The sequence below is a fragment of the Halodesulfovibrio sp. MK-HDV genome (assembly GCF_009914765.1).
Taxonomy (GTDB): Bacteria; Desulfobacterota; Desulfovibrionia; order Desulfovibrionales; family Desulfovibrionaceae; genus Halodesulfovibrio.
Genome location: NZ_WYDS01000007.1, coordinates 58,172 through 85,096, shown reverse-complemented (window position 1 = coordinate 85,096; position 26,925 = coordinate 58,172). Strand labels below are relative to the sequence as shown.

Genomic DNA, 26,925 nt, shown 5'->3' with positions numbered 1-26,925 from the left:
GAGTTTATTTTGAATAAGAATATTTATGTTGGTAACTTGTCTTGGGAATGTAGCGATCAGGATCTCCGTACTCTTTTTGCTGACTTCGGTGAAGTTTCTTCTGCTCGCGTAATCGAAGATCGTGAAACCGGTCGTTCCCGTGGCTTCGGCTTTGTTGAAATGGAAGCTGCTGGTGCTGCACAGGCTATTGAATCCCTCAATGGTTCTGAGTTCCAGGGTCGTAACCTCAAGGTTAACGAAGCTCAGCCTCGCGAATCTCGTCCTCGTTACTAAGCGATCGAAATTTATTTTGATTATTAAAAGCCCGCCTTTAGGTGGGCTTTTTTTTATTTCAATTTTTTTGAATTACAAAAAACAGCTTGTTCAAATTGACCATGCATAGCCTCTTGATATTGTTTTAGAAATATCATCATTTCCGCGTATACCTCCTTCCTTTATTGAATTTTATTAGGACAGCGTTATACTCTGCAAGCTTCTTGGCAGGGATAGGTAATGGTGAATAGCCATTGTATATTGAATAACGATTCGTCGGGCCCTGTTCTTTTCTTGCCTTCATGGAAGAACGTGAAACGGGCAAAATCTAATTCAAGTCAGCATCTTGTTCTATTGTGGGTGCGAATAGGGAATTGAAATGGCGTATCAATTCGTCGAGATAAAAATATCTTTCAAATAAAAAAAGGGTGGCTTAATGCCACCCTTTTTTGTGCTCAAACTATAATTTTTGCTTCGTCGGTTTTCAAAAAATATCATCGGGACTTGTGCTGTTGAATGTGTACGCTTCGATAGAGATTATAACGCGCACGCTACATAAGCAGTTTTGCCATTTCAACTTTAATGAAATCAATAAACAGGCTTTTTGCGGGATTTATATCGTTATCATCAGCAAAAAGTACAAGTTTGTGTTGGGGAAGATCCGGTAAGTTGTACGATGCAGGAGCTTTCCGTAATTTTTCCGTTAGCGCCCATACTGGCAAAGCAGAAATTCCTAAACCAGCTTCGACAGCAGCCTGTATGCTTACAACAGAGTTTCCGGTAAATTTTACGACCCACTCTTTGCCTGCTCGGTTTAACGCTTCTGTGCTTTGGGTTCTAAAGCAGCAGGGTGCAGAAAAAACGGCTAAGGGGATGCAGGGCGTGTCTGGTAGCTCGTAATCTTGACCAAAAATCCAGACAAGCGGGGCTTTCAGTAAGGTTTGCTTTGTGAGGGTCGTGCTACAGTCTCCAGTAACTACAAGATCAAGCGCGCCTTCTTTATATAGCGGAATAAGGGTTATTCCATTTCCCATAGTCACTTCGAGATGAATATTGGGATGATGTTGGCGGAATTGGCTGAGAAGGGGGGAAAGCAAGCTGGGAACGAAGTAATCTTCGATACCAATTCGCAGTGTTCCGGATGCCATTGGGGTGACAAAACGTTGCAGCGCTTCGTTATGCAGGTTGATGATGCGTTGTGCATACCCCTTTAACAGTTCCCCTTCAGGTGTGAGGGCAAGGCTTTTGCTTGTACGAGTGAATAATTTTGTATCAAGCCGTCCCTCAAGTCGCTTAATTTTAATGCTTACGCCAGATTGGGTAAGACCTATTTTGTCACCAGCTTTTGTGAATCCTCCTGTTTGGACGACAGCGAGGAAACATTGAAGCAGATCAATTTCTAGTATGGTTGAGTTCATGATCTATTGTGTATTGCAATTGATAGTATGACAACTATTAATTTGCATAATGATTTGGTTGTGCCTATATAGAATGTTCTTGTCACTTTTTTAAAGTGAAATCAGAGAATTAAAACTATTTGGAGAGAATCATGAACGAAGTAATGACAGCAATGTATGAGAGAAGAACTATCCGCAAATATACAGATCAGGAAGTTTCAGAAGAGACTCTTAGGGAGCTTTTCAAAATTATTGAGAGCACACAGTCATGGGCGAACTCCCAATGCTGGGAAGTCGTAGAAGTGCGAGATCCAGAACTGCGTAAGGCGTTGCAGAGCACTGTTCCTACTAAAAACCCTGCGTATACAGCCATTGTAAATGCACCAGTTCTTCTGGCTATGTGCGCTCGAAGAGGGCAGTCCGGAACACTTGGAACTTCTGAAATGGCTACCAAACATGGTGACTGGTACATGTATGATCTCGGTCTTGCCACTCAGAACTTGTGCCTTGCAGCTCATTCTCTTGGACTTGGTACTGTTGTCGTTGGCTGGTTTGATCCTGACAAGGCGGAAGGGATTGTGAACGCTCCGGAAGGTGTGGAAGTAGTGTCTTTAATCCCGCTTGGATATCGCAATCAGAAGGGTGTAGCTCCTAAGCACAAACTCGTAGAAAGTTTTGTGCACGTAGATACATTTTAAGTCACTCCACTCAGTACTGACGTGGAGAAAATTGGAGAGAATAGTATGCAAAAGCCGTTGACCATTCTTGCTCAGATTGAAGCAAATCCAGAAAGTGTTGATTTGATGAAAGCAGAATTAATAAAGCTTATTGAGCCCACCCGTAAAGAAAATGGGTGCTTGCAATATACTTTGCATCAGGACAATGAAAAACCTGAGTTCTTTGTTTTTTATGAAACTTGGGAGAATCGGGAGTTGTGGCAGGTTCACATGAAGAATGAAAATCTTGCTGCATTCATGAAGAATACAGAGGGTGCAATAAAGACGTTTACCCTTAATGAAATGACGCAAGTAGATTAGTCAGTAGCTAGTTCAGTGACTAAAAGGACCACTCATGATGTTTATGGGTGGTTTTTTTGTATCTATTGAGTCTTAAATACCTGCTGACAAACTGTACATGCGTATGAATCGCGAGGAGTGCAGTATTCTCCTCGAACTTTGAAGCACTCTTCGGCTTGCATCAGAGCAGCGGCTTTACCTGCGGCTTTATTTTTTTGCGAAGTCGTGCCGTTAATTCTGTCGATATTGCCTTTAATCCAACGCTTCAAATAAAAGCGCTTGCCGCCTCGTGTCATATGCACGGCTCGCTGCTCTGCAACGCGGAGTTCGGATACAAAGTCACTGGTGAGATTGCGGGTCTCCATTTGGACGGCATACTCAAGGGCTTCGAGAGAGTTAAAGTTTGCAAGGCGTACTAGGTTGCCTGCAAGTTGCTTCGGGCAGTCTTCGTACCGCTCTTTTTCTACAACAAGAAATGCTACTTCGTCTGGAAGTACATCTTCATCGTCTTTTGCATTGTCGCGTTCTTCAGAATGGTTGAATACATGTGTGATCTCAACGTGGAATACACTGTTTGCATTGATGTCCTGTAGAGCCATTTCGAGAAATTCGTCGATAATATCGTATTCAACGATTCGGCTGGACATGCCGAGAAGATATGCAAGCTGAGTTGTTTTGAATATGCCGTAATCGCGCCCGACAAGGTTGGCAAAGATACGGAGTGCTTGCACAGAACGGAGGTTTGAGAACACAAGATATGGCTTTAATAATTCCTGCGCTTGCTGCAAATGAGGCATAGGGCGTCCCGTCACGCGGGTGAGGTCATCCTTGGATGGGCGCTTAAGCGGGTTGGCTCCGTAATACAGGCTCTTTGATGTCGGGCTACTCATATGATCTCCTGAAACTGTGCGAAAAACGCAGGTGCTGTGCATGTGTAACAGCTTTTTAGTAAGCCTGCTACAGTGCACATAGTACTACCATTATTCCAGCAGGTTGATGAATGGTGCAATTTTCTATTTCCTTAAGTAACTGAAAAGACAATGTTAAAAACGTTACTCTCATGAGGTGTGGTGAAAAAGTGCAGAAAACGTCAGCCGCTCATTATTTGAAAATCGTTAATTGCAAACAAAAAGTACGACTAAAGCCCCTGAGAGTGGCATTCTCGAGATAAAATTTTACATAAATTTGTTTGTGTACACAATCACATATGTTAGTACGGCTTAGTCATTCTGGAGAAGAGATTAGAAATTGCTTGCTGCCTCTTCTATGGCATTGCGGATTGACTATTCAATCCGCAATTTTACTTGATGATTTGTTCAATTATTTTGGGTTGTTCTTTTCTCAATTATGGCAAAAAAACACAAAAAAATTGTGATCAACATAAAGTAATGACTAACTTTCGTGTTATAAATAAGTAATACAGAAGGTTGGAATAAAAGGCTTGTGAAAAAAAGTACGTTCGGTTATCAATAACTCAACTGATTAACAAGTCAGGTCTGTGCGCCAACACAGAGAAACAATTAACATAGTAGTGAGTGAACAGTATGATGCAGCAAGCAACACTGATGAAATCATCTGTTTGGTCCCAAAATAGAACACAACCTAGCGTGCTCATTGGGGTCGGAAACGACCATACCAAACAATACGGCATTCGTTTTGTACGTGATTTTTTCTGCCAGGATGAACTAGCAAAATTTACACTTTTTCATCTGCAAAACGCTAAAACACTTCAGTTACCCGGCACGGATGAACGGTCTGCCAGCGCCAAAGAGACCGTTGCTGAAGAGTTCTTAGCACGAACAGGTGAACAGCTGTCATGCTTGGTCACTGCTCAGGCTAGCCTGAAACAGGTAGGGATTTCAAGCAACCGCTTAGCACTTCTTTCTAGACTGCAGACCCATTCTAAGGCTTGGGATCTGATGGATGAAGCAGCTAACGGTAACCATGACGCTCTCGTTCTAGGCAAACGTGGTAAGTCATGGTTTGAGAGCATGATTAACGGCTCCACCGATATTACAAAAGAAGTTATCGAGCAGTCCTGTGCAAGACCGATTTGGCTTGCCCCTTCATCGATTCATGGCCGCAGGAATGTGCTGTTGTGTGTGGACGGTTCTCGTTCCTCCAGAAACATCACTGAACATGTAGCGCAGGTGGTTGCGAGCAACCCAATGCACACAATTACTGTACTACATGTGGCTCCCGGTAAAAAATATACTACCGCTTCTCCGAGTGTTGCGTTTCTGAATAAACAGTCTCGCAATCAGCGCAAAGCGCAGTGTTTCATTTCAAAAACCAGCCACCAGGTTGTAGCCGATGCAGTTGCCCTGCTCGTTGCAAACGGTGTGGAAGAAAGTGTCATCAGAACCCAGTTGATGCATTCTAACGACCCAGCTTCTGTGATCATGGAAACCTCCGATCAAGGTAACTTTGCAGTAGTAGCTATGGGACGTTCCGGTACAGGAAACAGTTTTATGCGCCACATGCTTATGGGCTCTTCTGTAGCTCACGTGTGGAAAAAGCTTGATAACGCTTGCTTGTGGTTATCGTGTTAGGAACCCGTTAGTGGTAACTTCGCAACACCTCAAGGTAACTCCTCAGTCTTAGACACCCCCGGCCGTGCAGTGAAGGCCCATCTTCCTGCATGGTCGGGCTCCATACAAAAAAAAGGCTTCGTAATTTTTTACGAAGCCTTTTTTTGTATGTATTTTCCGCTGCCGTTTAGCTGGCAGCGTATCTCGATAGATTGTTATGCAAATAAAAATCTCAGTACACCAAGGCATACCATTGCGTAGAGTCCTGCCAGAACATCATCAATCATAACGCCCCAGCCGCCTTCAAACCATGTTTCGGAATCCTTAACAGGGAAGGGTTTTGCAATGTCAAAAATCCGGAACAAGACGAATGCGATCACCATCCACCAGAATGATAATGCTGCGAACGGCAGGATTGTTATCCACTGGCCCACCAGTTCATCCAGAACAATTTCTCCCGGATCTTTACTGCCTAAAATTTCTTCTGCCCGTGTGATTTGTAAGCTTCCCCAGCAAAAAAGGGCGACAATAACAACAATACGCATCCACATTGGAAGCGGCATAAAAAAGATTGGCGCAAGTAGGATGGCGACAGCAGAGCCTACTGTGCCCGGAGCATACGGCGAAAGACCGGAAGGTCCTAGACGTGAAGCGTGAACTGCAATTTTGTCGCATAATGAAAGTTCTGTGTTCATAAAACAGCCCCTAGATTGGTAGCCCTGAGACTACTATTATACTGATGGAGTGACGACTCCGGCAGTGTGTAATTTTTCCAGCAACTCGGTTACTGGCAGCCCTACAACATTAGACCACGAGCCGCAGATCAATTCCACAAGAAACGACCCAATTCCTTGAATCGCATAGGCTCCTGCTTTGTCTGCCGGTTCTCCGGTGCGGATATATGCTTTTAACGCATCTTCTGCATACTGCTTCATAGTCACTGCAGTTTCAACGGCATAGGTGTCTGTAGTGCCGTCAGGGTATACAAGGGCAGTTGCAGTGATTACTTTGTGGGTATTGCCGGAAAGTCTGCTTAGCATGTCCAGCGCGTGGGCATCATTGGCAGGTTTTCCCATAATTTCGTCACCGAGCACTACAATGGTATCTGCGCCGATAAAGCAGGCAGTGCCGCTCTGATTAGAGACTCCACGTACAGACATTGTTTTGGCAAGGGCACAACGACAGGCAAAGGCAGCCGGTACTTCTCCTGCCTCTGGCAGTGGTTCGTCTCCGGCGTGAGTTTCAACTGTGAAGGCTATGCCGAGTTCGGAAAGAAACTGGCTGCGACGCGGAGATCCGGAAGCTAGAACAATTGGCTTCATTGTAGAGTAAACGGGGTTATTCATATACTAATAGTAGTTCCGGTTATAATGTAGTGATTGTTTGCCGCACTGTGCTGTATGTGTCGAGTATTTGTCAATAAATTGAATTGAGTTGTGGTGCAACAGAGTTGTGACGTTATAATTACAGACATCAGAGTAACTGTAACGTGTCATTTGTCTATCAAATACAAATTTTTTTGCAGTTAAATAGCGTTTACTCAGATTCTAATGAGTATCAGTCTAAAGTTTATCTTTAGGAGGTCGATACCGACTATTAAGAGTATAGCGTCATGACAATGAAATCATTTTATGTACAAAATATGCTTCGTAAATATAAGAAGCAAATTACATCTGCCCAGCATATTGCCCGGGCGGCTGATTCGGCACGTAATCTGCATCTCAATTATCAGGACGATGACGCTCAATTATCTGACATGGACCAGCGCGTTGTGGATTCACGGCGGCAGGGACTTGTGGAGCGAGTTGCCAGAGAAGTCTACGAAAACTTACTTTTCTCCGGCAGCACTAACCCAATAGTGGAAGAAATAAAGGCGCAACTTGAAGTTGATATAGGGTTTGCCGTGCTTTTTCGAAATCCTTTTCCAAATCTTTCTCTACAAATATATAAAGAAACTGATTTGGGGCCGATAAAGGTTACAAGGGATGAAAAAGAAGACATTATGAACAAGCTCTGGGCAATCTCTTTAGACAAAGTCAATGCGACCATGTTATAAGCGTGCCGTTGACCGGGAGGTAGGGAATGAAAGTATATGATTACAACGCAAAGCTGGATTACGGTTCGACGCTGAACAAAGGGAAGCGTGCCGATCAGGCTGGACGTGAAAAGGTTGGTCGCGAGCAAACTTCTGTAGATGTTGAACCCCAAGGCGATAGGGTCAGTTTCTCCGATGAAGGACGCTTGCGCACTGAAGCGTATAAAGAAGCGATGAACGCACCGGAAGTTCGTAAAGACAAAGTAGCTGAGATTAAAGCTCAGATTGCTTCCGGAGAATATGAGATCGACAGCAAAAAGATTGCCGAAGGGCTTCTTCGCGACGATCTCGATCTCTTCATCTAATCTTTGTAACAGTTACAAGTAATAAGCCGCTCTCATGTGAGAGCGGCTTTTATGCGTTGTTGTAACGTGTGGTTTGATCGCAGGATCAGCTACGAAGAGCTTCCATCGTCATTTTTTTGAAGTCGTCAGTGTTAAGCGCGATGCGTTCATTTGTGACCCGTCGTTCCACTTGTCTGCGAACTTTGGTGGCGATCATTCGTGCGCGGAGTTTGCGTACTGGTATGCCAAGCTCTCGTCCTACATCCTGCACGTATTCAGGGTTGAGAGTCGCGTTGGCATTCGCTGTAACGGAATCTTTGAGCACTGCAAAATCCAGAACAAATTTACTCGGCTTATCCATCCGTTTGCTTGCTTCCATTTTTATGACTTGCATCCGGCACCATGAGGCATTGTGTTGCAAAGACTCATACAGAGCCCGTTCTGCCATGCGCACAATCTGATTGCGGGAGAATACTCCCTCGCGCTTTGCTGAGCCGACTTCGTTAAGCAGGCGAACAGTGATGTATTCAATGCGTGACCGTTTAAGGCGCGCAGAGTCTTCGTTCATTTCAGTTAATAAAAATTGCAGGTTGGCTTTGTTACCGACAAAATCGATGACACGCTGGTGGTTTTGGATTGCGTTGCTCAGCTCGGCTGTATGTGGATGCTCTGGTTCATAGAGCAAGGCTTCGTGTTCTGACATTGGAACATGATGATGCAGTTGCTGTATCTGCTGCTCACGCATACGGGAAACATTTTTTGTCTTGTTCATTAGCGAAGAAATTTCGCCGCAAGTAAGTGTGCCGGAATTCCCCACAGTCGCACGGCCAAGTAGACCTTGCCGTACTTTTATGCCGTCCATGCCGTGCATGGAAGGATTAGTGGTAGAGAGCGCTTCCCGAGCGTTATCAATTCCGTATTTTTTGACAAGACTGCTCCAGAGCGTCCACGCAGCAAGGCGATTTTCCTCTACCATTTCCAGTTTTGTTTTTTCACAGTATTCTTTGAAAAGACCAAACGGCTCCAGCATAGAAACAAGGCGTCCCTTCCATGTGTTCCCCGCTTTAAGTGTTCCGTCTTTTGTAAGACCTACCTTTTTCGGACTACGGCCGATGTTCTCAAATCCCTTGATTCCGGTGGTAGTTACATTTTTGCTTACTATTCGCATACTTTCCCCCGTGAGTCTCAACTATTCAACTAATGGATAGTGTTGTCATTTGTGTATTGAGCAAAATAACGGACTATACCAGCTACAGAATAGATAAAAATAAAAGAAGTAGTTCTTCTTTTGTCCGTCTTAGAAAATCTTTGGCATGTACCATTCTACAACGTTTCGCTCTAAAATCGCAAAAAGTGTTTCATGATATTATGCATCTTTTTTGTATATATTGAACAACGCTCTCAAATTATTACGTAATAGTTTGTTATAGTGTAATTGTGCGATGATACATACTTTGATGCATAGAAGCGGCTTGAAAAACGCTGTAAGGTAGTTTTTCTGTGTCTGTTTGTACCATAACTCCTTATAGACACAGTGTTGTCTTGCGTTGCCGCGCAGGTTGTTTGGATGAAGGCACTCATACGTCATGCCGATACAATTGGCAGAGTGCCTTCAAAGCAATCATGCGTTCGGATGCGTTTTGTTCATCGTTTGAACGTAAAAATACGAGTTGAGTTTGCAAGTGCGAGCAAGGATGTACCTACATCTGCGAAAACGGCTTCCCACATGGTTGCGATGCCGAATATGCCGAGGGTTATGAAAATACCTTTAACGACAAAGGCGAAAACAATATTCTGCCAGACGATTGTTCGGGTTTGCCGTGCGATGGCTATGGCTTGCGGCACTTTGGACGGTGCATCTGTCATAAGCACTACATCCGCGGTTTCAATGGCGGCATCGCTTCCTAATCCACCCATTGCAATTCCCACATCTGCGCGAGCGATAACTGGCGCATCATTAATGCCGTCGCCTACAAACGCGATGCGGCCTTTTCTATCTTGCTTTGCTTGTAGTTCTTCAAAGAACGCTACTTTTTCTTCCGGCAACAATCCTGCGTGGAATGTGTCCAGATTGAGTTCTTCTGCAAAGGCGCTGGCAGCTTTTTCATTGTCACCCGTGAGCATGGTTGTTTCTATACCTTGCTCATTAAGTTGACGGATGGCTTCAACCGAATCATCACGCAAGGCGTCACCTATGCTGATAGCACCGGCGAAAACACGATCAACCGCAACATAAACGATTGTTCCTTCCAGCCGTGATTGTGAGAAGTTAATGCGCTGCTGTGTAAGTAGTGAGGCGTTTCCTGCCAGAATATATTTCCCGAAATAATGAGCGCTGGTACCTCTGCCGGAAATAGTTTTGGCTTCTTCCAGTCCGGTTTCATCCAGTTTTCCATCGTGCGCTTTGTAGTATTCGAGAATTGAGCGCGCTATGGGGTGGGTGGAGTTGAACTCAGCTGCCGCTGCGCTTTCAATAAGTTGTTCTTTTGTAAATCCGTTTACCGGATCGATATGGTTAACAACAAATATGCCGTGGGTGAGTGTCCCTGTTTTGTCGAATGCAACGGCTGTAACGTCTGCAAGAGCATCGATGAAGTTAGATCCCTTAATTAGGATTCCTGAGCTTGAAGCGCGTCCTATGCCTCCAAAATAGCCTAACGGGATACTGATTACCAACGCACACGGGCAAGAGATAACCAGCAGGACAAGGGCTCTGTAGACCCACTTGGTCAAATCTCCCCCCATAACAAGTGACGGGATGAATGCTACAGCCAAGGCGATCAGCACCACATACGGGGTATAGTATTTAGCAAATGTCGTAATGAACTTTTCTGTTTTCGCCTTACGCGCTGTTGCGTTTTCGACCAGATCCATGATTTTGGCGATGGATGATTCTTTGAACAGGCGGGTAACACGAAGTGTAATTGCGCCGTCTATGCAGATTTGCCCTGCCATCACCTCATCACCTTTATGCGCAGAAATCGGCACAGATTCGCCAGTGATCGCAGCTGTGTTTATTTGTGAGTTACCTTCCAGCACAACACCATCCAGAGGGATTTTTTCCCCGGGACGTACTGTTACTTTTTCTCCAATTACGACCTCTTCCGGTACTCGTTCAACCACTCCTGAGCTTGTGTGAACCCTTGCCATTTCCGGTTTTGATGCCAACAGCGCTGTTATTGAATGGCGTGATCGGGCAACCGCTAACGACTGCATCAATTCGCCTATCTTAAAGAAAATCATAATGCCGATGGCTTCAGAATACGCATGGATAGCAAGAGCACCCGCAGTGGCAATGACCATAAGGACATTTTCATCAAAAAAGTCACCACGCAGAACCGTTTTGAGCGCATTGGTCAGGACTGTGCCGCCCGCAAGCAGGTACGCAACGAGGACAAAGGCAAACTCCCACGATTGCAAGTTGTGTTCATGGAAGAGATTTTCGAAAAACAACTCACATATAAAAAGCACAATTGCGACATAGAGCATGATTGCATCAGCATTAAGAAACAAGCTGTTGCGTTGTTGGCGTGCGCGTGCAGAGCAGACCTCGCAGTTTGCTGCGTCTTCAAATGTAGAGTGGCGATGCGTGATGGGTTCCATGGCGTTGTCCTGTTTAGAATATGGCGAAAGAGGGCATCCAACTAGAGTTACCTCTCCACCTGTAGCAAACCTATGGACATGTTACGATGCTAAACTTTGATAATATCATGCTGCGTTGTATTAAGACGTTGCCCCAGTGCGTTGTATTCCGTGTGGTGCGGTGGAGTAGGGATAAGATGTATAGTTAACTTAGTGATATATTCCAAACAATTGTCGCATGAGGTTTGTGTTTGTTGTACTGTTGTGTATTCCCATGTGCCAGATGGAATTGCACAGGAGTTAAGTATGTTACGCAGACTTTTTATTACATGGTGCAGTCTTCTGCTATGGACTGGAGCGGTTTGGAGTGCGGTTCCGGCAGACATGTCTCCGGAAGGGTATCCGGCAATAGGTTCGGGATGTCTTGCCGGTCACTGTCACAGCGACATTGCGCCTATTCGTTCGCATAATTCAGACATGGCAAAGCAGATTTATTTGCTCGGCGCATCGCAGGGTGATCCGAATGGCTGCGTGGTCTGTCATGGTGGTGATCCTGTTGCACTATGGGAACGTCGTCTGCATCATGGAGCACCAAAAGAGAGTCTGCTTACTGAATTTACCACAAGTCCGGCTGCCATGTCGGTTGTCGATAAAACCTGCGGTCAATGCCATACAGGTCGTGTGTACAGCCTGCGGCGTTCCGGTATGGCTACTGGAACAGGTCATATGTCCGCTGCCTTGCAGGCATGGGGTATCAAGCCGAAACAGCCTGTCGGTATCAAAACCATCACAGATTTAGACGGTGTTCTTCCTTCTGTCGGGACGCCGGAATATCAAGCATACATGGTTCGTTTGAATCGTAAGCAGGATGGTATTTTTGCGGAACGCGTTGTCGCTGTTCCTGAAAAAAAATGGAGTGAGATAGAAGCGCGTCCAGAGCTTGCAGGATATAAATATGTTCGTTCAAAATGTACGTCATGTCATATTGGCACCATACACAGCGGTGGCAAAGATTCCGGCTGTGCCGTCTGCCATTTACGATACGGAAAAGATAATAAATTGCTGACGCATTCCCTTCAGGGAACAGCTAAAAGTAAGATCGTAGTTAACGGGAAAGCCACAAGTGGTATTGCTTTTGAGAACTGTGCGCAGTGTCATTCAGAAGGTAAAAAGATAGCAACCTCCTACGCTGGGCTTTTGCGTGTGGCAGGAGCACAGACGTATCGCGCCATGCGCGACGATGTGCATCATAACGGGATGAATCGGTACGGGAACCCTACGGGGGGCTTGCTTTGTCAAGATTGCCATTCCACGCGGGCAATGCATGGAACAGGGAATATAGCTGTTTCCGGTCGGGTAAATGTTGAAGTCGAATGCGCAGATTGCCACGGCACAACAGAATTTTTCCCGTGGGAGCTTCCTTTGGGCTGGCAGGATGAGTTTGAGTCAACGCCAGCACAAGGTGACCCACGTGGCACTGCGGAGATTCTCCCGTTCGAGCAACAGGTCGGCACCGTGTATGTTCCGGAGGATGGGTATCTTCTGACAGCTCGCGGGAATCCTTTCGGCAATGTCGTCCGGAGAGGTCAGGCTGTTGTCGTACATTCTGCGTCAGGCATTTCATACGAGGTACCTGTGCTTAAAAAAATTGCACAACGGCGTGCTTGGAAGAATCCAGCGCGGGCAATGGCTGCAAAGCTACAGCACCCCAAACATTTCGAATCCCTTGAATGCTACAGTTGTCATAGTGCATGGGTACCGCAAGAGTACGGCACGCATTTACTGGTAGACTTCAACACACCGGATACCTTCTATACAGCGCAGCGTACAGAGCAACTGCAATGGCGTAGTCCTATCCTTGGTGTAAATGGAGAAGGACGCATAAGTCCGTTGACCCCGTTAGTACAGCAAGACGTAACTCTCGTTACACCGGATGATGCTATTCTCCTGCGAAGACATATTTTCACCGCTCATACCGCTCAAAAGAATTCCTCAACAATCTATAATGCTCTGCACAAAACTATCGAAGACCTACTCGTCAATCGTGTGGATACTAGTAGAGAAGAAACAGTGCTTTCCGTGTACGATTCAGCAGGTGCATATGCGGCGCAAAACGTTCCATTGAATGATCTACTCTCCGCCTCGTTCACTATGGCACCGCTTGCACCGCATACGGTAACGCGGAACGCAAGGCCATGCGAGTCATGCCATGCTAACCCGAAGGCTTTGGGCTATGGTGATGATTCCGGTTTTGGCGTTGCAGCTGCACCGTTAAAAGAATCGTGGTTACAGGCCGCGCTACGCAGCGGGAGCCAGACGGAGATATTGGAACGGGACAGGGCAAGGCGTATGCCTTCGCGAAGAAATAGCAATATCTCCGCACAGCAGGTTCCGTATACACAGGTTGTGACCAGAAGTGGAAAGGCATTACAACAGGTAGGATTTCATTGGGCGTTGAGTTCACCGCTTTCGGATGCACAGCGGGATATAATGGAAAAACAGAATCCATTTGCCCGCATGCGAACCGAATACAGCGTTACGGAGGGCATGATTATGGTTATTGGTAAATATGAAATTGATGCTATTACAGCCTCGGCAGTCATTTTGGCGATTATCTTTTTTGTAATCGTCGCAGCGTTTATGCATACCCGCAAGTGTAAGCGTAAAGAAGGACCTAAATGCTAGCGAGTTAATACTTTGTGTTTCTTCAATGGCGATTACAGTGGTATTTCACACTGCTATCGCAGACTGTAGAGTATGAAAACTTGTTACTGGCTAAAATTTACAGGGGGTTCAGAGGAATCTCTCGAAATTATTAGTAGCGAGGCCAGCACGTTGCTTGAGCATCGTTGCGGCTTATGTATCATTACTTTTCGTGAACGAAAAAGGGCTGTTCAGCAATATTGTTGGGTAGCCCTTATTTTTGGGCAAGAGGATGGGAAAAGCGAAGTAATGGAGTGCGGAGAAACCAGCATGGGATGTTCAAACGGGAGTATCAATAGTCGAAAGGTAGCAGGTGTAGGGAGATGACTTGTTCGCAGTATTTTTTGGGTATGAAAAAGTCTTCGAGGCTTATGAAATAAGTGTCGTGGGTCAGTGGCAAAATGTGGGTAGGAGTTTTCTATGAAACTGTGTCCGGTTATCACTCCAGCATTTTGATTAAAAAAGCGGCTCGATAAAAAAAAATTATTTTCCGAGATATGAAATAGCTTCCTTAATCGCCAAAAGAGCAGAAGGAGTATCAACAAGTACATTTGGATTTTGCGGCAGAAGTAAGTGCAGCAGCTCCTCTGGCGTGGTTGCTTTGGTGTTCGGGTCTTTTTCATGAGCAAGGGTTTGAAGCTCTGAAAGGATCTCCGGCGGGATTTGAATTTCTGATGATGACATAAGGCTCTCCGACGTTTGAATTGTAAAAGCAGTGGATTACGAAAGCTTTACAGAAAAGATGGTGTTTGACAATAAGTTGGTGTCGAAACGTGCGGGAGAACTTTTTTTAGGACACAGGCAATACTTTCGCTTATATGAATTGCGTTGCTTGTTTTTAAGACATTCCCAATGCTAGCCATACCCAAAAATACTTCGAGCTCCTTATGATGCAACCGCTCTTGGGCAGTAGTTGCAGCCTTCCAGACAAGGCAAAGAGAATTTTTTAGGTCACGGTTCCTGATGCCCCCATGTATCGGACGTGAATATGGCGCACCGCATAGAATGCTTAAACATCAAGGTTCGCTTTGCGAACTATTGCATGGTTGCTACCTGTTTTTGGTGAACAGATTAATGCTATGTACGTTTTTTAGGAGTTCTGCTTTTTTTTGCAGGACAGACTGTCCAGAGTAAGCCGCTTCAGTGCCGGAAGCGGTGTGCGGAAAGATAGTTTTTGGCTAAGATCCCCTCTGTTGGCGCTAAGGGGATCTTTTCTTTTGCGGCGTGCTACGCAACAATCCGCGTTTCTAGCCCGAACACGCATGTCGCAAAAAGGAGTCCGCCCCTGTCTGAGGAACGACAAGGGCGGACTTATATTTTTTAGTAGCTAGGGACTTGCGCCTTTAGCAATCTGATCGAATCTTTTCTATGAGTGAAGTGGTAGAAAAGCCCTGCAACAGCGGAAGGCTAAGCACTTCGCCGCCATCGTTTTCTACAATATCTTTCCCTACAATAGAATCAATCCCCCAGTCTCCACCCTTGATGAGCACGTTTGGACGTACTGCGTCGATAAGCTCAAATGGTGTAGGTTCATCGAATTCTACAACATAATCCACACTTGTAAGGTGAGCCAGCACATATGCACGAACTGCAAATGTATTTACTGGTCTGTCATCACCCTTGCCTAACGAGCGTACAGAAGCATCACTGTTTAATCCAAGCACAAGAATATCACCCTCTGCTTTGCAGCGGGCAAGGATATCCACGTGTCCAGGGTGCAGGATGTCGTAACAGCCGTTAGTGAAAACAATGCGCTTGTCGCGTTTGTCTGCAAGTGCGGTAAGCAGGTCGTCCCACTGGTCTGCACGGAAAATTGCCGGATGGGCTGGAATACCGTTGTTCATGCTCATATCAGTACGTTATTACGCAGGGTGTGAAAGGGTTGTGCTGGTGCCAAAAAGGATGAGTTCCATCCATTCCATGGCAAAAAGAAGGCGTTCCTTCTCGTCAGTCATAATTTTTTCGCGGCGTCCTTCCGGCACGTTCACTCTATCCATAAGATTCATGTCTTCCATAAATCCTTTGAAGTGATCAAGCTGGTAGAAAGCGAGCAGTGCCATCTGAACACGTTTTTGCGTCAGTTCAAGATCTGTGTCGATAAAGCGGGAGATAATGCTCATGTAGCGGTCTGCAAAGTAGTTGTACTCTTCCAGTCCCTGATCTTTGAGCCATTCCTTTGCTGTCCATTCTTTGGACTCGGCAAAGCCTTTACAGTGATCTTCCTGAACAACAACGAACTGTTCTACAATTTCGCCGTTTTCATCAAGATGTGTTGCGCGGCCTAATGGATAAGCGCGGCATGCTGCGGAGCGATCTTCATAAACAGTACAGCCTTTTTCGCAAAGAAACGGGCATTCCTGTTCGATATTATCAGTCATTTTAAGAAACAGTACGGGAAAACCGGAGTTAGGGTACTGCTCAATGACTGCGTATTCTTTAATAAAAGTTGTGCTGTCCAAGCCAAGTCCCTGACGCAAGCGCAATACGTCGTATGGGGAGAGGGGCATGCTTAAGTCGCGACAGCAGGCGTTAAAGCAGGATACTTTGGGATGACATGCAAAAGAAAAGGTGTCGCTGTCTGCCAACTGCGGCAAGGATTCAAGATATTCTAAAGTGTCTTGCACCGCGGAGTCATCATCAGGACCTGCATCATGTGGATCTACAAACATAAAACTTCCCTTGAATTGTGACAGACCCGCACATTGTTGCTAAAAAACTGAACGACTAGTGTAGGCTCTAACACCCCACAAATTAGTCGTAATTTACGCAATGCGAAGTCGTCATAGAACGAATATGTGTTCGTCCTGTACGTGACGACATCAAATTCCTCTGGAAGGCTGAGTTTGCCCTTCTTGCCAGAAGCAGAGGCAAAACCCGCCCGCCGGAGGCATAAAGTCATCAAAAGTTTTAGATGCTAAAAATCAAAGTTAATAGCGCTACGAACCTTTTCCATGGTTTCGCGAGCCATTTTAGTGGCGCGTTCGTTACCGTGTGCCAGTACTTCCTGAACGAGCTTTGGATTTGCATCAATAACTCTGCGACGTTCCTGAAGAGGAGCAAGGAATTCTTCCATGGATTCAAGGAGAATTTTCTTACAGTCAGTACAGCCAATCGCAGCAGTGGTACATCCCTTGCGGACTTCAGCCTGTTTCTCTTCAGAAGTCATGAGTACATGGTACGGGAAGAGGTTACAGATATCAGGATCGCCTGGATCTTTACGACGCACGCGGTTTTTATCAGTAAGCATACCGCGAACTTTAGGCTGGATGTCGTCCATACCTTCGCGAAGGAAGATGCCGTTGTTGTAGCTTTTTGACATCTTACGGCCATCAAGACCCGGAAGTTTTGCTTCAGGAGTCAGCTTACCTTCAGGTTCAGGGAAGATGTTACAGTCGTACATATGGTTGAAACGACGTGCGATTTCGCGTGTCATTTCGATATGCGGCAGCTGATCCTGACCAACAGGTACATACGTTGGGCGGTACATAAGAATATCAGTAGCCATGAGCACAGGGTAGCCAAGGAAACCGTAGTTGCCGAGGTCCTTATTGCTGATCTGGTCACGCTGCTCTTTGTATGTAGGGCAACGTTCGAGCCAGCCAAGTGGGGTGATCATGGACAGCAGCAGGTGCAGTTCTGCATGTTCTTTCACTGCGGACTGCTGGAAGATTGTACATTTTTCAGGATCAAGACCGGAGGCAAGCCAATCTTTAACCATTTCCGTAACGTGAGTTTTTATGCCACTTGTGTTTGCAAAATCACTGGTGAGCGCGTGCCAGTCTGCTACGAAGAAGTAGCAATCCATTTCATGCTGCATTTCAACCCAGTTCTTAAGAACGCCAAAGTAGTGGCCAAGGTGTAGAGCGCCAGTAGGACGCATACCGGAAACGGTACGTATACGAGTCATTTCATTCCTCCGGATATAATATCAGGCTTAAAAAAAGGTAATCATTTGAATGATTAAGTCAGCAGACCCAAAGATGAGGGGGCCGATGACTTTTCCCAGAAAGCCTGTTGCCAACAATAAAACTATAAGAATAAAGCCATAACGGGAAATTCCCTGAAATTTATATGCAAGACGCGGCGGGAGTAATCCTGCCACTATATGACTACCATCCAGCGGTGGGAACGGCATCAGGTTGAACCAGCCGAGAGCTAGGTTAATGATGACGCCTGCGCTCAGCATACTGCGTAAGAATTCGTACACAGATGCGTAAATGGAGCCGGGTACTGGTTGGTTCTGTGCCACAATGACAAGGAAGACACCAAAGAGAACCGCAAGAAGAAAGTTAGTAAGAGGTCCCGCTATTGAAACAAGGATCATACCCTTTCTTGGGTTTTTGAACCAGCGGCTATCTACAGGCACAGGTTTCGCCCAGCCAATAACAAAAGGGGCGGTGAGCGCTGTGAGTACAAACATTGCTGTACCCATAGGGTCAATATGCGGAAGAGGATTTAGCGTAAGACGGCCCTGTGCTTTTGCAGTAGGGTCACCAAGTTTGTACGCTACCCAGCCATGCGCAACTTCGTGGCATACCATGCCAAGAAGAATGGGAATAAACGCAATGGCGATCTTTGTCACACTTGTTGCTATATCGATAGTAGGCATAACTTTTGCGGCTACCACGAACCCCTTTGTGAAGCAAGTAAATTCGCGGTTCCGAAGGTCTTACGCTAGTGAACTAGCTGTTTTCTAAAAGTGGTTTTAAACGCATGTCGTTCTGCAGATGATCAAGAAGTTTACGGTGTCCTGCCGGTAGGGTGACAGTGTCCAGCTCGTCCATGTTTACCCATTGGTATGCTGTGGCGGCATGGAGCACAGGCTCTGGAGTATGCTCCCCCGTAAAGGTAAGAAAGTAGCAGTGCATGGTCACACGGTAGGTTGTGTAGCCATGTTTTACTACAATAATTTTATCTTCAATTTTTACAGGGAATTCTGTTTCTTCCATGAATTCACGAACAACTGCTTCTTCCGGTGCTTCACCTTCTTCAACGGAGCCACCGGGGAGTTCCCAGAAACCAGCCCATACGCCGAAATTCGGACGTTTCTGGATATAAATTTTTCCTTTATGCATCAAAAAGCCAGTCGCAACATCAATGTGTTGAATGCCCTTTTTTGCTGTCGGAACAGGGCGTTCTTGCGGAATCCCAAGGTGGTAAGCTTCACAGTACGTTTGAAGCGGACAGCGGTGGCAGTGGGGCTTTTTGCTGCAAACTAATGCACCCAATTCCATAATGGCCTGATTAAATTCTCGTGCATGGCCGGAAGGGAGCATGGCTGCGACAGTTTCGCGAATGAACGCCATGTTGTGTTTTTGTTTAACGGGCGTATCAATATCAAAAATTCGAGAGAAAACCCGCTCAACATTTGCATCAACGCAGATAACATCCTGATTAAATGCAATGGAAGCAATGGCACCGGCTGTGTAATCTCCAATACCGGGGAGAGCGCGGATGTCCGCATGAGCTTCTGGAAAAACACCGTCATGTTCTGCCGCAATAATTTTTGCAGCTTTATGCAGATTGCGAACTCGGGAATAATAGCCCAGACCTTCCCATAATTTTAGCAGAGTATCTTCATGTGCTTCTGCAACAGCTGTGACGTCGGGTAATGCCTGCATCCAGCGATGGAAATAGGCAACACCGCGTTCCATTTGAGTTTGCTGCAACATGATTTCGGACACCCATACGCGGTATGGTGCATAATCCTCGCGCCATGGCAGGGCACGCTTGTTGCTGGAAAACCACGATAGAAGGTTTTTAGAGAATGCGGGGTATTGGTCTGGTGAAATCATTTTTTACTCGTTATCTGCTTACTTGGTGTCGGGGATGCATTTGTGGTAGCGTTTGCTCTACATAGAGTAAAGAGTAGAGTTACAAGAAAAAACCTATGAGAAGGTGTAACTTCTTTTAGACATTAGATATCGTACATTGTATAATAATAGCACTATCACTAAGTTAAGTACGTAAATCGTGTTGGGGGGACTGAGGATGCTGATTCCTAAAATTTGTCCAAACTGCAATGGGAGCAGGACGCTTCTCTATTTTGACGCCATCTACTATTACGTAGTTTGTGATCAGTGCGGTATGACCGGTGCGCGAGCCTTGAGCGAAGATGAAGCCTTGGTTTTGTGGAATGAACGTGGAAACACAACTTTTACTTATGAAATTGTGCAGGACAGCAATAAACTTGTGCGCGTTATGTCGTGTGATACGCAGCGCATAAGCACACGGTATCCGATCAATTTGCCTGTCGTGCTTACGCTGTCTCAACCTAATGGAAAAAAGATTACGGGCGTAATGCGCAATGTTTCTCATTATGGTGCTTTTTTGCAGCTCAAAGGGGGAAATTTGAGCGCAATTCCAAGCTCTGCTGAAGAATTGGCAGAACAGAGGATGTATTTGTATTACAAAAATCCTGTTCCTAAGCCTACGGATGAGAATGAGGAAGCTGTTGCGCCACCTCAATCTAACCCGATTCAACAAATTGAGCTTATCCCTAAACACCTATTGCAGACGAGTCAGGTTGTTGGCGTTGGCGGCAGTTTTAGGAGCCCGAATGCTGACCAGCTCAAATCTGTTCAACATTTGGTGGAGTTTGCCCGCGAACAATAGAACTCATAGATAATTTAGCTCGGTTGATTAAAAAAAGAAGTAAGGTCGATACATCGTTGGATGTATCGACCTTATATTTTTTGTACCTATGAATACCGCGATTATTCCGACTCGGCTTGCGCCCATAGAATCATTTGAGGCTATGTTAGGACTCTAGCGTCATTTAGCATTTAGATGCTGCTCTTTTTATAAAATTTCAAGATATCTTGTTACTGTTTATTTTTTTCAGAAGCCCAGTATGGGTGCTGCAAATCTTCAAAGGCAGACATGGCAGCAACTGCCCCGTCACTTACAGCGGTAACAATTTGCCGGACACCGCCGTTAACGTCACCTGCAGCATAAATTCGGGGGAGGTTGGTACGCATGGAAGTATCCACATGAATCGTTTTGTCCGGATTCAACTGTGCACCAATCTTTTCTGCAAGTGCAGAATTTGGGTTCATGCCAATGGCAATGAATACGCCGTTGCAGTGATGTTCTGAAATTTCTCCAGATTTAATATTCTTGAAAGTTACCCCTTCAACCTCTGTGTCATTGCCATATATCTTTTCAATGACGGTATTGTAGATGACAGGAATTTCTTCGCGTTTAAGTGCGTCCTGCAATGCTTTTTCCGCGCGTAGGGTCTCACGCCGGTGAACAACAGTGACGTCGATGCCTAAATTTTTAAGATGTAGTGCGTCTGTGAGGGCGCTGTTGCCGCCGCCGACCATGAGGACATGCTTACCGCGGAACATATAGCCATCGCAGGAAGCACAATGGGTAACCCCAGTGCCGAAATATTTCTTTTCGCCTTCCACATCAAGTGACCGCCATTCTGTACCAGTGGCAAAAATGAGTGCTTTTGAGGCATACGTGCGCCCTGCGGTATGCACCTCGATAACATCTCCTATTGTGACATCATCTATAAGCTGGTTCTCGCGGATATTTGAATATTCTCGAGTGTGCGCGGTGAGTATCTCCACAAGTGCTGTGCCGCCTACACTTTGGAACCCCGGGTAGTTTTCAACAGTAGGCGTTGCAATCACCTGCCCGCCAATGACTGAATTATCGAGCACTATGGAATCGAGACCGGAGCGTTTTGCATAAATTGCTGCGGTAAGTCCGGCTGGACCGGCACCGAGAATGAGCAAATCGTATATTTTTCCTTCTTCCTCAGGTTCCGCTTCCTGCATCTGTTCCCGAAGTACGGCTTCTGCATCGCGCAGCATGAGTAATTCAAGACAAAAGCGTTCTTCCGGCAGCAGTCCGATGCGGTGATATGTTTCACTGAACGCTGTGTGCGGTACTGAGCCGACTCTGAACTGTTTTGACAGTTCGGGAAATTCGTCAGAATCAACGCAGTCAGCGCGAATCAGTTTTGGTCTTTCAATAGCACTTTTAACTGCGTTCATGAACTGTCCCGGACAATATGGACATCCGGGGGAGGAAAATATTCGGACATGGCGTGGTTCTATAAGCTCTGCAAGAATAGCTTTTGATGTTTCAGAGAGTGAGCTTGCGCCGAAAGAAACGTGGAGGACGGTTTCCACAAAGGCTTTTCCTTCTTCTCCTAATGGAGCGCCAGTGAAGCGGATGTCGTATTCATCAGGATTGAACAGTAGAGATGGGGAGAACTCCACTTCGTGCTTTTTTGAAAATTTGTCACCGAGAGTGTGCTTCACAAGAGTGATATGTTCGGAGAGTCTAGACATGTCATACGCAAATTGCAGAGTAACACCGTTGAACATGTTCTGCGGGTCATTGTCCGTTACGATGTGCAGCTCAACGGTTTTTTGGAGCTGTTTAAACACTTCGGAGAGTGTTGCACGCGCTTCTTCCGGCAGAATCCAGAGTTCTTCATCATTTTGTGATGACGCGTTTGAAGTTTCGTGTGTGGTTGAAGAGTCTTTGGGTTTGGTCGGCGGTACCATACGTCCTCCACGAACAATCGTTTCGATATGACAGGATTAGGGAATGGTTCAGAATACCACGCTTGGGAAGTTCTGCAATATGGGGATAGGTGAAAAAATAGACGCGGGAGAAGGCAAAGTGCGATATGTTTTGTTTTAAGAAAATTTAGGCATACTGTACCGGAGAAATATATGCATGATAAACCCATTCTAGTTACCGGAGCCACAGGCTACATAGGCGGAAGGCTTGTTCCTTTGTTATTGGCGCAAGGGAAGAAGGTTCGTGTGCTTGTGCGTTCCAAACGTAAGCTGGATAGCAGACCTTGGGCTTCAGATGAAAATCTTGAAGTCGTTGAAGGGGACATGGTTTCAGGAAAGGGCACCATGGATGCTGCGCGTGGCTGCGGGATTGCCTATTACCTTATTCATTCCATGAATCCATCCCAAAAAGATTTCCGTGATGCGGACCGTAAGGCTGCGTACAATATGGTTCAGGCGTGCCGTATCAACAAAGTGAACCGGATTATATATCTTTCAGGCGTAGTACCCGATGATCCAAAGCTCAGTAAGCACCTTGTATCCCGAGCTGAGGTCGCACAAATCTTGTCGTTATCAGAAGTGCCAGTTACGGTGCTGCGTGCTGCGCAGATAATCGGTGCAGGCAGTGCTTCGTTTGAATTGCTTCGATATCTGGTGGATCGCTTGCCGGTGATGGTTACGCCGCGCTGGGTAAACAGTAAGTGCCAGCCAATTGCCGTGTCTAACGTGCTTACGTATCTGACAGGTGTGTTGGATGCTCCGGAAACTGCGGGTAAAACATACGACATTGGCGGGCCGGATATTGTTACGTATCGCGAGTTGTTTGAAATTTATCGAAAAGAGGCAGGGCTGCGGAAGCGGCTTATCTTCCCTGTGCCTGTTCTTACTCCACGTTTGAGCTCATTGTGGATTAATCTTGTTACGCCTGTGCCAACAAGCCTTGCACGTCCATTGGTTGAAGGACTGCGAAACAATGTGGTGTGTGCAGAAAACTCCATTCGTGAGATAATTCCGCAAGAGCTAATTACCGTAAAAGAGTCTGTAACACGGGCGTTGGCGAGGGTGCGGCAACATACTGTGGATACAAGCTGGACAGACGCAGGTGAGCCGGAAATTCCAGAATGGGTAACCTGCGGAGACAGCACCTATGCAGGCGGCACGACGTTGTATTCTGCAAATGCCGTGCATATACGGGACACAATGGAGAACGTGTGGGGCGTAGTTAAGCGCATTGGCGGCACGAACGGGTGGTATAAAGATGACTACCTGTGGCGCATTCGCGGATTTATCGACAAGATGGTTGGTGGGCCGGGCTTACGGCGTGGACGGCGCGACCCTGAAGAGTTGTTTATCGGCGATGCGCTGGATTTTTGGCGTGTGTTAGATATTCAAAAAAATCGAAGGCTTTTATTACTGGCAGAAATGAAATTACCCGGTGAAGCCTTGCTAGAATTTACGTTATTGCCAGTAACCACTGGAACAGAGCATGTTACTGAATTACGAATGATCGCTTATTTTCATCCTAAGGGTCTGTGGGGCATGGCGTATTGGTATTCGTTAATCCCAATGCATCTGTTTATTTTTGGCGGAATGCTGAAAGCTATTGCTAAAGCGGCAGATGGCGAAATAGTAAAAGGACCGTGGCAAATTAAACATATTGCCCTGCAACGGTGCTCCCTTGATACCATGCAGAAAATCACTATGGCGGAAGCCGTGAAACGGAGCGATCATACGCCTGAAAAGCCGTAATGCGCTACGAAGAATGTCAATTGACACTCACACATGGCACACCGTACCATGCGGCGCTAATGTAAGGAGTAAACATGTCTAAAGAAGCACCTAACTTTGTTGTTCGCGGAATTTTGATCGGGGCGTCGGTCGGTGTCCTTGGGTACCTTGTTGGTTTTTTGCCAAACCTTCCGCGCGCTATTGCTCTAGGCATGGTTCCTGGCTTTGTTGCCGGAATAACCCTTGCCCGAGCACATAAAGCAAAACACAATGACGACGATGAATAGAGTCAAAGCATAGATAGTCAGATGGCTAACTGATAGCGAGAGCGGATAGTATCTTTAGATGATCCGTGGTGACGTTGAGGTCTCATTTTAACCTACTAACGAGCTATAAGGTAGACTTACAGCTTTTAGGTAACCGACCGGCTAACATCGGATAATTTTGAACGATATGTAATCGTTCAAATGTGGAGAAATACGAATACAAAGAAAGGCTACCCCGTGAAAACGGAGCAGCCTTTTTTCTATTTTTTGGGTGGTTGTGAGAGCGTTTGAATTCTCTTTAATCAACCGATTCTGAATTGTTTAGGACTTCAACTCAATAACAAGGTGCTGAAGCTTCTGAGTCATTTCAGCAAGTTCGTTTACAGCTACTGCGGACTCACGCATGCCTGAAGCTGTATCCATTGCAATTCGGTTGATCTCTTCTGAGCTTCGCCCAATTTGTTCTGAAGTCGCTGACTGTTGTTCACTCGCGGATGCAATAGAGCGAACCTGATCGGCGTTTGCAATGGCAACTTCAACAATGGATTTGAGAGAGTCACCAGCTTCGCTTGCAAGCCCTGTTGAATGCACAACTACGTTGGATGTTGCCTGCATTCCCTGAATATTTTCTTTTGAGGCTACCTGAATAGCCTGAATAGCTTCATCAACTTCGCGGGTTGCCTGCATTGTTTTTTCTGCAAGTTTACGAACTTCATCCGCAACAACAGCGAATCCTCGTCCTGCTTCACCTGCGCGTGCTGCTTCAATAGCGGCGTTCAATGCCAGCAAGTTTGTCTGGTCTGCGATGTCAGTAATAACCGTCATAACACTACCAATGTCTTCAGCACGGCTTCCAAGTGCACCGAGGCTTTCTGTCAGGTTGGTGGAACGTTCGCTTACTTCATCGATGGACTGAACAACGGAGGAAACAACATGCTGTCCTTCTTCTGCTTTCTGCTTGGTATCTTCAGCATGAGACGCTGCGGATGTTGCATTACGGGCAACTTCGAGCACCGTAGCATTCATTTCTTCAATGGCTGTTGCTGTTTCGCCGGTGCGTTCGAGCTGAAGCTCTGCACCGCGACTGGATTCATCAATCTGCGCAGCAAGCTCGGTTGCGGTTGTTGTAATATGTTCAACAATCGTTTCCAGCTGTGCAGCAGCCTGAAGCATGCCTTGGCGTTTTGCTTTTTCAGCTTCGCTTCGAGCTTCGTCAGCTTCCTGCATTGCAACATGCGCGCGCTGTGATTCCTGTTCTGCTTCTTCAGTTTTCTGTTCGGCAGTTTTGATCATTTTGCGCAGGTTGAGAGTCATTTCTTTAAGCGCAGTTGCTAGAGTTCCAATTTCGTCTGTGCGGTCGATGTCGAGTTCTTTATCTAAAACGCCCTGAGCAACATTTTCTGCAAAGTTAACGCTTTTGGTGATTGCTGCGACAATTTTATGAACAATCAGGAAGATTACAATACCGGTGAGAAGTACAACAATAGTTGCTGTAATAAGATTGGAGCTACGGATTGAGGCGATTGATGAAAAAATGTCGTCAACGCTGGTGGCAATACCAATAGACCAACCTGTGACCGGTTCTTTGCGGTAGGTAACGACTTTCTCTACACCACGCCATTCGTAGGTAATGGTACCGGAATCTTGGGAAGCTATCGTTTTGCCCCAGTCATAGTCAGTAAGTTTTGTTTTTAAAATTGTAGAATCGTCTGGATGCGCACAAAGATAACCGGATTTTGCTAAAAGGAAGGCATAGCCGGATTTACCCATTTTGATGGGCTTAATATATTTTTCAGAGAACACGCTTAATTTGACAACCCCGATGACAGCACCGACAGTGCTGCCTCTCTCTATAATCGGAGTAGCAACGACTAAAACTGGTTGCCCTGAAACTTTACTCATTATGGCATCAGAAATTGCAGGTGCACCCTGCATTACTTCTTTGAAGTATTTTCGGCTACTGATATCTAGCTTACCAACCATATCAATGTTCGAGTAGGCTGAAGCGATGCCTTCTTTATTTATGATTCCCACACCTTCGTAATACGAATACTCTTTTTCCATATTCTGAAGGTAGGAGGTGGCACGAATGTATGCTGTCTGATTCAACCCGTCGCTAAGAAGGGCACGCTTGATGGAGCCATTACCCGCTGCAATAGTCAAATCCTGCCGGATGTCTTCTACCCATGCTGAGATCTGAGTTTGCAGACCTTGAGCGACCTGTTCTGATTGGTCGATCATTGTTTTTTTCAAGACGGACTCTGCTTCTCTGAATGATAAAAAAGAAGCTGTGCCCATTCCGACAATGATGATCAACAATGTCGGTACTAGTAACTGTGCTTTTAGGTTGAACTTCATCGCATCCCTCCCGCGTGATGGTATTGTGTGGCAGCAAGTTGCAAATCATAAGTAAATGCTAGCTATGATTTTTGTGTCCCCGTTCTATTAGTATCGGATGGATGCGGAAAAAAGTTATGTTTCTTTTAGTGAAAATTCTGATAAATCGGTAATTTGATACTATTAAT

General features: G+C 45.9%; 24 protein-coding genes. 10 read left to right on the top strand and 14 right to left on the bottom strand.

Annotated features, from left to right (window positions below; translation table 11 throughout):
* Positions 1-9: 9 nt before the first annotated feature.
* Entirely contained in the window at positions 10-273 is a 264-nt protein-coding gene (locus MKHDV_RS07250) for an RNA-binding protein (RefSeq protein WP_160713753.1), read from the top strand.
* A gap of 530 nt (positions 274-803) precedes the next feature.
* Here the strand turns inward: MKHDV_RS07250 and MKHDV_RS07245 are convergent.
* A complete protein-coding gene (locus tag MKHDV_RS07245) occupies positions 804-1,670 on the bottom strand; it encodes a LysR family transcriptional regulator (protein ID WP_160713751.1) in 867 nt (288 codons plus the stop codon).
* Between the two features lie 131 nt (positions 1,671-1,801).
* On the opposite strand from MKHDV_RS07245, the gene MKHDV_RS07240 reads away from it, so the two are divergent.
* Positions 1,802-2,347 (top strand): nitroreductase family protein, encoded by a 546-nt coding sequence (locus MKHDV_RS07240; protein ID WP_160713749.1) that lies wholly within the window; start codon positions 1,802-1,804, stop codon positions 2,345-2,347.
* A 45-nt stretch (positions 2,348-2,392) separates the two neighbouring features.
* A complete protein-coding gene (locus MKHDV_RS07235) occupies positions 2,393-2,686 on the top strand; it encodes a putative quinol monooxygenase (protein WP_160713955.1) in 294 nt (97 codons plus the stop codon).
* Positions 2,687-2,748: 62 nt separating this feature from the next.
* Here MKHDV_RS07235 and MKHDV_RS07230 read toward each other — a convergent pair whose 3' ends face one another.
* Positions 2,749-3,555 carry a hypothetical protein gene (locus tag MKHDV_RS07230; protein WP_160713747.1) on the bottom strand — a complete coding sequence of 269 codons (807 nt, stop codon included), beginning with the start codon at positions 3,553-3,555 and terminating at the stop codon, positions 2,749-2,751.
* A 654-nt stretch (positions 3,556-4,209) separates the two neighbouring features.
* Here MKHDV_RS07230 and MKHDV_RS07225 point away from each other — a divergent pair.
* The gene (locus MKHDV_RS07225) at positions 4,210-5,217 is read left to right on the top strand and encodes a universal stress protein (protein ID WP_216846880.1); all 1,008 of its coding nucleotides are present in this window, start codon (positions 4,210-4,212) and stop codon (positions 5,215-5,217) included.
* Between the two features lie 194 nt (positions 5,218-5,411).
* Here MKHDV_RS07225 and MKHDV_RS07220 read toward each other — a convergent pair whose 3' ends face one another.
* Positions 5,412-5,891 carry a phosphatidylglycerophosphatase A gene (locus tag MKHDV_RS07220; RefSeq protein WP_160713743.1) on the bottom strand — a complete coding sequence of 160 codons (480 nt, stop codon included), beginning with the start codon at positions 5,889-5,891 and terminating at the stop codon, positions 5,412-5,414.
* Between the two features lie 36 nt (positions 5,892-5,927).
* Positions 5,928-6,542: a nucleoside triphosphate pyrophosphatase gene (locus MKHDV_RS07215; RefSeq protein ID WP_160713741.1), complete on the bottom strand. Its 615-nt coding sequence runs from the start codon at positions 6,540-6,542 to the stop codon at positions 5,928-5,930.
* A gap of 266 nt (positions 6,543-6,808) precedes the next feature.
* On the opposite strand from MKHDV_RS07215, the gene MKHDV_RS07210 reads away from it, so the two are divergent.
* The gene (locus tag MKHDV_RS07210) at positions 6,809-7,252 is read left to right on the top strand and encodes a DVU0524 family FlgM-associated protein (protein ID WP_160713739.1); all 444 of its coding nucleotides are present in this window, start codon (positions 6,809-6,811) and stop codon (positions 7,250-7,252) included.
* Positions 7,253-7,278: 26 nt separating this feature from the next.
* Entirely contained in the window at positions 7,279-7,596 is a 318-nt protein-coding gene (flgM, locus tag MKHDV_RS07205; RefSeq protein ID WP_160713737.1) for a flagellar biosynthesis anti-sigma factor FlgM, read from the top strand.
* Positions 7,597-7,681: 85 nt separating this feature from the next.
* Here the strand turns inward: flgM and MKHDV_RS07200 are convergent, their stop codons facing one another.
* Positions 7,682-8,743 carry a hypothetical protein gene (locus MKHDV_RS07200; protein ID WP_160713735.1) on the bottom strand — a complete coding sequence of 354 codons (1,062 nt, stop codon included), beginning with the start codon at positions 8,741-8,743 and terminating at the stop codon, positions 7,682-7,684.
* Between the two features lie 476 nt (positions 8,744-9,219).
* Complete coding sequence (locus MKHDV_RS07195) at positions 9,220-11,178, bottom strand: heavy metal translocating P-type ATPase (RefSeq protein WP_160713733.1); 1,959 nt, start codon at positions 11,176-11,178, stop codon at positions 9,220-9,222.
* A 285-nt stretch (positions 11,179-11,463) separates the two neighbouring features.
* Between MKHDV_RS07195 and MKHDV_RS07190 the strand changes: the two genes are divergently transcribed.
* Entirely contained in the window at positions 11,464-13,842 is a 2,379-nt protein-coding gene (locus MKHDV_RS07190; RefSeq protein WP_160713731.1) for a multiheme c-type cytochrome, read from the top strand.
* Between the two features lie 501 nt (positions 13,843-14,343).
* Here the strand turns inward: MKHDV_RS07190 and MKHDV_RS07185 are convergent.
* The 6 genes from MKHDV_RS07185 to mutY all read right to left on the bottom strand — a co-directional run bounded on the left by MKHDV_RS07185 (position 14,344) and on the right by mutY (position 19,655).
* Positions 14,344-14,544, bottom strand: a complete 201-nt coding sequence (locus tag MKHDV_RS07185; RefSeq protein ID WP_160713729.1) for a hypothetical protein — start codon at positions 14,542-14,544, stop codon at positions 14,344-14,346.
* A 659-nt stretch (positions 14,545-15,203) separates the two neighbouring features.
* Positions 15,204-15,704, bottom strand: a complete 501-nt coding sequence (gene rfaE2 / locus MKHDV_RS07180; RefSeq protein ID WP_160713953.1) for a D-glycero-beta-D-manno-heptose 1-phosphate adenylyltransferase — start codon at positions 15,702-15,704, stop codon at positions 15,204-15,206.
* Between the two features lie 18 nt (positions 15,705-15,722).
* On the bottom strand, positions 15,723-16,529 hold the full coding sequence (locus tag MKHDV_RS07175) for a YkgJ family cysteine cluster protein (RefSeq protein ID WP_160713727.1): 807 nt from the start codon (positions 16,527-16,529) through the stop codon (positions 15,723-15,725).
* A 245-nt stretch (positions 16,530-16,774) separates the two neighbouring features.
* Positions 16,775-17,767, bottom strand: a complete 993-nt coding sequence (trpS, locus tag MKHDV_RS07170) for a tryptophan--tRNA ligase (protein ID WP_160713725.1) — start codon at positions 17,765-17,767, stop codon at positions 16,775-16,777.
* Between the two features lie 27 nt (positions 17,768-17,794).
* Positions 17,795-18,469 carry a site-2 protease family protein gene (locus MKHDV_RS07165; RefSeq protein ID WP_162859843.1) on the bottom strand — a complete coding sequence of 225 codons (675 nt, stop codon included), beginning with the start codon at positions 18,467-18,469 and terminating at the stop codon, positions 17,795-17,797.
* A 73-nt stretch (positions 18,470-18,542) separates the two neighbouring features.
* Positions 18,543-19,655: an A/G-specific adenine glycosylase gene (mutY, locus tag MKHDV_RS07160; protein ID WP_160713721.1), complete on the bottom strand. Its 1,113-nt coding sequence runs from the start codon at positions 19,653-19,655 to the stop codon at positions 18,543-18,545.
* Positions 19,656-19,851: 196 nt separating this feature from the next.
* Here mutY and MKHDV_RS07155 point away from each other — a divergent pair, with 196 nt between their 5' ends.
* Positions 19,852-20,475 (top strand): Lar family restriction alleviation protein, encoded by a 624-nt coding sequence (locus tag MKHDV_RS07155; protein WP_160713719.1) that lies wholly within the window; start codon positions 19,852-19,854, stop codon positions 20,473-20,475.
* A 209-nt stretch (positions 20,476-20,684) separates the two neighbouring features.
* Here the strand turns inward: MKHDV_RS07155 and MKHDV_RS07150 are convergent, their stop codons facing one another.
* Complete coding sequence (locus tag MKHDV_RS07150) at positions 20,685-22,388, bottom strand: FAD-dependent oxidoreductase (RefSeq protein ID WP_160713717.1); 1,704 nt, start codon at positions 22,386-22,388, stop codon at positions 20,685-20,687.
* 171 nt (positions 22,389-22,559) lie between these two features.
* Between MKHDV_RS07150 and MKHDV_RS07145 the strand changes: the two genes are divergently transcribed.
* Together MKHDV_RS07145 and MKHDV_RS07140 are read left to right on the top strand one after the other, a co-directional pair.
* Positions 22,560-24,155: an SDR family oxidoreductase gene (locus MKHDV_RS07145; protein ID WP_160713715.1), complete on the top strand. Its 1,596-nt coding sequence runs from the start codon at positions 22,560-22,562 to the stop codon at positions 24,153-24,155.
* Positions 24,156-24,229: 74 nt separating this feature from the next.
* Entirely contained in the window at positions 24,230-24,421 is a 192-nt protein-coding gene (locus MKHDV_RS07140) for a hypothetical protein (protein WP_160713713.1), read from the top strand.
* A gap of 300 nt (positions 24,422-24,721) precedes the next feature.
* Here MKHDV_RS07140 and MKHDV_RS07135 read toward each other — a convergent pair whose 3' ends face one another.
* Positions 24,722-26,758, bottom strand: coding sequence for a methyl-accepting chemotaxis protein (locus MKHDV_RS07135; protein WP_160713711.1), 2,037 nt, complete (start codon positions 26,756-26,758; stop codon positions 24,722-24,724).
* Positions 26,759-26,925 lie beyond the last annotated feature (167 nt).

Bases quoted from the DNA above. Each gene is read 5' to 3' on its own strand.
- MKHDV_RS07245 (WP_160713751.1), bottom strand. From the start codon at position 1,670: ATGAACTCAACCATACTAGAAATTGATCTGCTTCAATGTTTCCTCGCT.
- MKHDV_RS07240 (WP_160713749.1), top strand. From the start codon at position 1,802: ATGAACGAAGTAATGACAGCAATGTATGAGAGAAGAACTATCCGCAAA.
- MKHDV_RS07235 (WP_160713955.1), top strand. From the start codon at position 2,393: ATGCAAAAGCCGTTGACCATTCTTGCTCAGATTGAAGCAAATCCAGAA.
- MKHDV_RS07230 (WP_160713747.1), bottom strand. From the start codon at position 3,555: ATGAGTAGCCCGACATCAAAGAGCCTGTATTACGGAGCCAACCCGCTT.
- MKHDV_RS07225 (WP_216846880.1), top strand. From the start codon at position 4,210: ATGATGCAGCAAGCAACACTGATGAAATCATCTGTTTGGTCCCAAAAT.
- MKHDV_RS07220 (WP_160713743.1), bottom strand. From the start codon at position 5,891: ATGAACACAGAACTTTCATTATGCGACAAAATTGCAGTTCACGCTTCA.
- MKHDV_RS07215 (WP_160713741.1), bottom strand. From the start codon at position 6,542: ATGAATAACCCCGTTTACTCTACAATGAAGCCAATTGTTCTAGCTTCC.
- MKHDV_RS07210 (WP_160713739.1), top strand. From the start codon at position 6,809: ATGACAATGAAATCATTTTATGTACAAAATATGCTTCGTAAATATAAG.
- flgM (WP_160713737.1), top strand. From the start codon at position 7,279: ATGAAAGTATATGATTACAACGCAAAGCTGGATTACGGTTCGACGCTG.
- MKHDV_RS07200 (WP_160713735.1), bottom strand. From the start codon at position 8,743: ATGCGAATAGTAAGCAAAAATGTAACTACCACCGGAATCAAGGGATTT.
- MKHDV_RS07195 (WP_160713733.1), bottom strand. From the start codon at position 11,178: ATGGAACCCATCACGCATCGCCACTCTACATTTGAAGACGCAGCAAAC.
- MKHDV_RS07190 (WP_160713731.1), top strand. From the start codon at position 11,464: ATGTTACGCAGACTTTTTATTACATGGTGCAGTCTTCTGCTATGGACT.
- MKHDV_RS07185 (WP_160713729.1), bottom strand. From the start codon at position 14,544: ATGTCATCATCAGAAATTCAAATCCCGCCGGAGATCCTTTCAGAGCTT.
- rfaE2 (WP_160713953.1), bottom strand. From the start codon at position 15,704: ATGAACAACGGTATTCCAGCCCATCCGGCAATTTTCCGTGCAGACCAG.
- MKHDV_RS07175 (WP_160713727.1), bottom strand. From the start codon at position 16,529: ATGTTTGTAGATCCACATGATGCAGGTCCTGATGATGACTCCGCGGTG.
- trpS (WP_160713725.1), bottom strand. From the start codon at position 17,767: ATGACTCGTATACGTACCGTTTCCGGTATGCGTCCTACTGGCGCTCTA.
- MKHDV_RS07165 (WP_162859843.1), bottom strand. From the start codon at position 18,469: ATGCCTACTATCGATATAGCAACAAGTGTGACAAAGATCGCCATTGCG.
- mutY (WP_160713721.1), bottom strand. From the start codon at position 19,655: ATGATTTCACCAGACCAATACCCCGCATTCTCTAAAAACCTTCTATCG.
- MKHDV_RS07155 (WP_160713719.1), top strand. From the start codon at position 19,852: ATGCTGATTCCTAAAATTTGTCCAAACTGCAATGGGAGCAGGACGCTT.
- MKHDV_RS07150 (WP_160713717.1), bottom strand. From the start codon at position 22,388: ATGGTACCGCCGACCAAACCCAAAGACTCTTCAACCACACACGAAACT.
- MKHDV_RS07145 (WP_160713715.1), top strand. From the start codon at position 22,560: ATGCATGATAAACCCATTCTAGTTACCGGAGCCACAGGCTACATAGGC.
- MKHDV_RS07140 (WP_160713713.1), top strand. From the start codon at position 24,230: ATGTCTAAAGAAGCACCTAACTTTGTTGTTCGCGGAATTTTGATCGGG.
- MKHDV_RS07135 (WP_160713711.1), bottom strand. From the start codon at position 26,758: ATGAAGTTCAACCTAAAAGCACAGTTACTAGTACCGACATTGTTGATC.